Raw genomic sequence first — 6,377 nt, 5'->3', positions numbered from 1 at the left:
GTGTAGTCCCCGTTTGGAGGCTCGCTGCGTTCGGCAATGGTGACAGCCGGGTACACCATCGCTTCCCTAAAGAGGCGTGTTGCTTGGTCCTCATCCGGCGGCGCGAAGGTTACGGCCTTAAAGTCGGTGATGGAGAGAATGGTCACTGTCTTCGGCATAGCATCGCGCAGTTCGTGGGCGTAGTGAGTGTTTAGGAAACGGTTTGGCGTGATGTAGCCAAGCTTGCCGCCCTTTCTTAACCAAGCACGCTCGCCTGAAACGGCACGCTCGATGAATGGCAAGAAAATATCGTATTTTCCCTTGGCCCAAAGATACTTGCCCAGCCAGTATTGCTTCTGGATGTCGGGCAGGTTTTGCACGCGCACATAGGGCGGGTTGCCCACCACGAAGTCGTACTTCAGGTAGTGCTTTAAGACCAGGCCGAGCATCAGGTCCTCGAGCGTCTTTAAGAACCTGCCGTCGCCGTGCTGCTCCTTGAGCATCTTCAGCTTGTCCCATACGCCCCCAGCATAGGGCGCCAGATAGGTCGTCAGCTCATCCGGGTTGGGCTCGAAGAGGGCGAGTTCGCTCCTTAGGAGCGTGCTCAAGTCGGGAAGGTCGGCGCCGCGCCTACCCTCGTCGTAGGCTTGGGAAAGCCCTTCGACGGCGGCGAAGACGGACTGGAGCGCCAAGAGCCAGAGGCGTTCGTTCTGGATTTTCCCTTGGTTCCTGGCGGCCTCGAGGCTGGGAAAGGTGAGGCCGACGCGAAGGGCTTGGCCCTTGGCGGCAGGGTCCTTGATGGGCAGTTCGACGTAGGCGGTGATGGTGTCGCTGCCGAAGTCGAGGCCGTATTCCATGCCGCGCCGCTGCACGTCGCCCTCGACCACCTCCTGCCTGAGCGAGTCGGTGCGGACGATGGGCAGGCGGCGCAAGACCAGCTTGGGGTCTTTCTGGACGGCCCTGGCGTAGAGCGGCACCAGGAGGGCGGCGGCGTTGATCTGCGCCATCATCACGGCGAAGGGATTGACGTCGAAGGCGACCAGGCGGAATTCCTTGGTGATGCCGTCCAGGGTCTCGACCGGGTCGCGCTCCGCGTTGGCCTTCAGGTAGCGCCGCAGGGCGGTGATCAAGAAGGTGCCGCTGCCGGTGGCGGGGTCGAGCAGCCGGGTGCTCCTGTCGCCGGTGTAGCCGACCTCGTCCAGGATAAAGGCGACGACCTCGGGCGGGGTGTAGAACTCGCCCAGGGCCTTGCGCGTCTCGGGGTCGAAGTAGCTCTGGTAGAGCTCGCCCAGGAGGTCGCCCTCGAGCTTGGCGAAGTCGAAGCGGATGAGGCTCAAAACCGTGCGCGCGACGCTCAGGGCGAAGGCGTTTTGCGCCGCCGCGGGCGCCTCCTTGTAGTCGCGCCACCAGTCGAAGAGGTCCTGGGCGTAAATCGAGGTGAAGAGCGAGGTGGCGTAGCGGTTGAAGAGTATCTGGGTGGCCTTCAGGTAGGCCGTGGGTACAAGCCTGCCGCTGCGGTCGTCCGCTTCGCTGTCGAGGTCGCTCAAAAACCGCTTGGCGATGTGCGTGGTGCTGATGCGCCCGTCCTTGTCGTGGTCCTGAATGGCTTTGGCGAGAATCAGGCGAGCGCTGAGGAGGTAGGCGGTCTCGAGGGCGAAGGTAAAGCGGTAGATGTCCTCCTTGCGGGTGTTCGGCAAGAAGTCGCGCCACACCCTGGGCACGTCCTCGCCGCTCAGCTCTCTAGCGTAGGTCTTTTTCCAGAAGTCATAAGCGCCGTCCACGAAGCTGCTCTTGCCGAGGAGTTCGTCCAGGAGCCCTTGCATGGTGCTCACTAGGCTGCCGAAGGGACTCTCTAGCTCGAGGGCGAAAGCGCGCAGGAACTGTTCGGCGGGCAGGCTGTCGATATTGGTGAGTTCCAAACCTTCGCCGCGCGCCTCTTCCAGCCGTGTCCTCACCTGCTTGAAGTTGGTGAACTCGAGCGTCTCCTTGGCGAGGGGCGCGAGCGGCGAGGCGTCTTCGGCGAGTGCCGCCGACGTGGTTTTCAAGACGCTCTCGAGGGTGAGGCCGCTGCGCTTATACAGCCAGACATCCTCGCCGTTGCTCAAGAGGCCGTAGCTCGAGCGCAGGTCGCGCACGTAGCGAAAGAGCTGGGCTTCGTGGTCGCGCAAGCTTTCGGCGGGCTTTTTAAGCTCGACGACCACCTGGACGCTCTCGTCGGTGTTCAGGAGGCGCACGTCGGGGATGCCGCTCTTGCCTTTGCGCTTGCCGAGGATGTCCTGAGCGACGCGCATGTAGCCGAGCGCGAGGTAGACCGTTTGAAATAGCCGCTCGACGTCGTCCTCGTTCATGCCCTCGCGCAAGGCGGCGTGCATGGTGGCGAAGGCAGCCTGCAAGGGCTCCGGTTGAAGCCCGGATTGAACCATAGCTCAATCTAGCACTTGGAGCGGTGGCTGTGAAACAAGATTTTCAAACCGCTTGCCGAGCAACACCCTTCAGCGCCAGCTCGAGGCCTCTTTGGGGGACTCGAGCTTACGACCTCAGCCGCGGGTCGAAGACGTCGCGCAAGGAGTCGCCCAGGATGTTGAAGGCCATTACCGTCACGGTGATCGCCAGACCGGGAAAGATGGCCAGCCAGGGCGCGCGCTGGGCGTACTCGGTGGCCGCGCCGCGCAGCATCAGGCCCCAGGAGGCGGTGGGCTCGACGACGCCGAGACCCAAAAAGGAGAGCGAGGCCTCGAGCAAGATGACCTGTCCGAGCATGGCGGTGAGCATGATCAGGTAGGGCGCCACCAGGTTGGGGGCCATGTGGCTCAAGATGACGCGCAGGTGGCCCGCGCCGACCGCGCGCGCCCCTTCGATGTACTGCGTCTCGCGCACGACCAGGGCGCTCGAGCGCACTACCCGGGCCACCTTGGGAATGATGGGGATGGTCAGCGCGATGATGGTGTTCATCAGTCCCGGGCCGAGGATGGCCACCACCGCCAGCGCCACGATGATGATGGGAAAGGCGATGACGATGTCCACCAGGCGCTGCATCAACAGGTCGAAGGTGCCGCCGAAGTAGGCGCTGACCGCGCCCCAGAGAGCGCCCAGGGTGGTGCCCACGATGGCCGCCGAAAAGCCGATCAGGACGGCGGTGCGCGCGCCCACGATGATGCGCGAGAGGACGTCGCGCCCAAAGGTGTCGGTGCCTAACGGGTGCGCGCCGCTGGGCGGCGCGAGCTGCACCAAGAAGTTGATCTCCAAGGGGTCGTAAGGGGCCAGCCAGGGCGCGAAGACGGCGACCAGGATGATTACGACGACGGCGGCGCCCGCTAGCGCGCCGCCCGGCTGCCTGCGCACAAAGCGCCCCAGCCAGCTCCCGCTGCGCCCGGCCGCCTTGGAGGTGCCGTAGGTGACGGGTCCGGCGGCCATCAGCCGTAGGCCACCCTGGGGTCGAGCCAGGCGTAGACGAGATCGACGAGCAGGTTGACGAAGACGTAGGTAAAGGCCATGAGCAGCATCAGGCCCTGGATGATCAGATAATCGCGGCGGGCGACGGCGTCGACGAAGAGCTTGCCGATGCCGTTCAGGTTAAAGACCTGTTCGGTGACGACCAGGCCGCCGAGCAAAAAGGCGAACTCGAGGCCGATGATGGTGATCACCGGGAAGATGGCGTTCTTGAGGGCGTGCTTGGAGACGACCGCCCGCTCCCAGAGGCCCTTGGAGCGGGCGGTGCGGATGTAGTCCTCGCGGATCACCTCGAGCATGGCCGAGCGCATCATGCGCGTGGCTACCGCCGAGTAGCGGTAGCCGACCGCCAGGGCCGGCCAGATGAGCTGCGAGAGGTTCTCCAACGGGTCGCGCCAAAACGGCGTAAAGGTGGTGGGCGGCACCCAGTTGAAATAGATGACCAAAAACAGCAGGATCAAGATGCCCAGCCAGAACGACGGCGTGGCCAGCCCGGCGATGCTGAACACGCGGATGGCGTAGTCCACCCAGGTGTCCTGTTTGAGGGCGGCGAGCATGCCCAGCGGAATCGACAGGACGACGGCGATGATGGTGGCCATGACGGCGAGTTGCAGGCTGAGCTGCAAGCGGATGGCGATCTCCTGGCTCACCGGCCGGCCGGTCCACATCGAGGTGCCCAGGTCGAAGCGCAACAGCCCCCAGAGGTAGCTGCCAAACTGGGCCAGGACCGGCCGGTCGAGGCCCAGCGCCCGCCGCTCGGCGTCTATTACCTCCTGCGAGACGTAGGCGCCGGTGCCGACTAAGCGGATCTCCACGATGTCGCCCGGCACCACCCTGACAAGCAGAAAGACGATGACCGCCACCGCCAGCAGGGTGGGGAGCATCAAGAGGAGCCGCATTGCAAAGTATTTGAGCACGCCAAGTCCTTGCTCGGAGCGATCGTTTGCGGGATTACTCGCTCAGCCAGTAGGTTTCGATGTCCGGCTCGAGGTGGTGCGCGGGCGAGATGTGGTAGCCCTCTAAGCTCGAGCGGTAGGGGATGATGCGGTACCACCAGAGCACGTGGAACTGGTAGGCCTCCTCATCGAGGACGATGCGCTCGAACTCGCGCACCAGCCGCATCCTCTCCTCGGGGTCGCGCTCGCGGCTCTGCTGCTCGTAAAGCGCATCGAGCCGTTCGTCGTCGTACTGGCCGTAGTTGGCGGGGCTCAGCTCGGCCGAGATGAACTTGTTGAGCTGCACGTCCGGCTCGTCGATAAAGTCGCAGGTGAAGTCGATGGCGACGTCGTAGTCGCCGCCGCGAAGCTCGGCCAGGTAAGGGCCGGTCTCGCGCACGAGGTGCTCGGCGTTCAGGCCGATGCGCCGCCACTGGTCGATGACGTAGATGCCGATGGGCTCGTAGGGCATGCGCACGTCGCGGTTCAAGAGGGTGAAGCTGAAGCCCTGGGCGACGCCCGCCTCGTCCAGCAGGCGCCGAGCCTCCTCGCGCGCGGCCTCGATGTCGCGGCCGAAGCCCGCGATGGCCTCGAGCTCCTCTTCGGAGGGCGCGAAGGCCGAGCCGGGCCGCATGACCCCGCCTACGGGTCCGACGATGGCTATTTGCGAGAGCGCCTGTGCGCCGGCCCAGCGGTCGATGGCCAGCGTCAGGGCGCGGCGCACCCTAGCGTCGTCGAAGGGCGGGCGCTGGGTGTTGATGACCACGGTGTTGTTGCAGAGCCAGGCGCTCTCCTGGACCTCGATCTCGTCGCCGAGGGCCTGGACGAGCTCGTCGCGCTGGCTGGGGGTAAAACCGCGCAGCTCCAGGTGCGCCCGGCCACCGCGGACGGCGGCGACCTGCGCCGAGGGGTCGCGGATAAAGAGCGCCCGGTAGCTGTCCAAGTAGGGCAGGCCCTCCTTGAAGTAGTCCTCGTTGCGCCGTCCTTCCCAGTGCGAGCCGCCCACGTACTCGACGAAGGTGTAGGGGCCGGTGCCCATCACGTTGCGCTCGTACCAGTGGGGGTCTTCCTCGAGGCGGTCGGCCTGGTAGACCCAGTTGAAGGGCGAGGCCAGGTTGGCCAGAAAGGCTTCCGAGGGCCACTCCAGGGCGAAGACGACGGTGCTGTCGCCTTGCGCCTCGATACTCTCGACCATCGCGTAGGTGGCCTGGCGGACGCTGGCGACGCCCTCGGCCGGGAAGATTATCTTGTCGTAGGTCGCCTTGACGTCGCGCGCGCTGAGTAGGCTGCCGTCGTGGAAGCGCACGCCTTCGCGGATGGTGAAGGTGTAGGTGAGGCCGTCGTCGGCCACCTCCCAGCTCTCGGCGAGGTCGCCGACGACCTCGGGGAAGTTCTCGAGGTCGAATTTGATGAGCAGGTTGTAGTGAGGGCGGATGGGGTGGAGCATGGCAAAGGTCGTCTCGCGGTGGGCGTCAAAGGAGGGCGGCTCGGCAGAGACGATGTACTCGAGCACGCCGCCACGCCGCGGCTCCTCTTGCGCCCAGGTCGCTCCTGCCAGAGCGACCGCGGCTACTGTTGTAGCAACTGTTATAGCAACGGCGGCGAGCGCGCCCAGGAGGCGCCGTGCGAGCGGGTAAGGACCGTCTGTAGTCATCTTGTCACACATCCCTTCATCTTGTCACGCATCCCTTCAAAGACTGCGTTTGAGTTCACCGGCCCGGGTCATCGGGCTCGAGCCGGGCCTCTCTTTGCTATCGCTCAGCCGAGCACCCGCCACTCGCGCTGCTAAAGCGCTCGAGCATATCCGGCACCCTCCAAGCAAGGCGCTTTGCCTCCCTGGCCTTTGCGGTTCGCTAAGGAACCCCCGCTCTGCTCCGGTGTTGGCCCCTCCGGTAAGGGTCTCACTTTGCCCGATCACGAGGCAGATCTAAAAGTGGCTGATGAAAGTTACCATGGCGCCGTGACCCGCGTCAAACGCGCCTCGGCAGCAGGCTAGAGCACCTCCAGCAGGCC

At 64.7% G+C, this 6,377-nt stretch carries 4 protein-coding genes; all 4 read right to left on the bottom strand.

What is annotated here, in order from left to right:
• Positions 1-2,402, bottom strand: a 2,402-nt coding sequence (locus M3498_11645; protein ID MDQ3459937.1) for an N-6 DNA methylase, incomplete at its 3' end; no start/stop codon positions are given.
• 106 nt (positions 2,403-2,508) lie between these two features.
• Positions 2,509-3,393, bottom strand: coding sequence for an ABC transporter permease (locus M3498_11640; GenBank protein MDQ3459936.1), 885 nt, complete (start codon positions 3,391-3,393; stop codon positions 2,509-2,511).
• On the bottom strand, positions 3,393-4,328 hold the full coding sequence (locus tag M3498_11635; protein ID MDQ3459935.1) for an ABC transporter permease: 936 nt from the start codon (positions 4,326-4,328) through the stop codon (positions 3,393-3,395). The genes M3498_11640 and M3498_11635 overlap by 1 nt, the downstream gene beginning before the upstream one ends.
• A gap of 52 nt (positions 4,329-4,380) precedes the next feature.
• On the bottom strand, positions 4,381-6,018 hold the full coding sequence (locus tag M3498_11630; protein MDQ3459934.1) for an ABC transporter substrate-binding protein: 1,638 nt from the start codon (positions 6,016-6,018) through the stop codon (positions 4,381-4,383).
• Positions 6,019-6,377: the final 359 nt, after the last annotated feature.

This window comes from Deinococcota bacterium (genome assembly GCA_030858465.1).
Taxonomy (GTDB): domain Bacteria; phylum Deinococcota; class Deinococci; order Deinococcales; family Trueperaceae; genus JALZLY01.
Note: the sequence above shows the minus strand (reverse complement) of the source record. Positions and strands in the feature narration are given on the sequence as shown.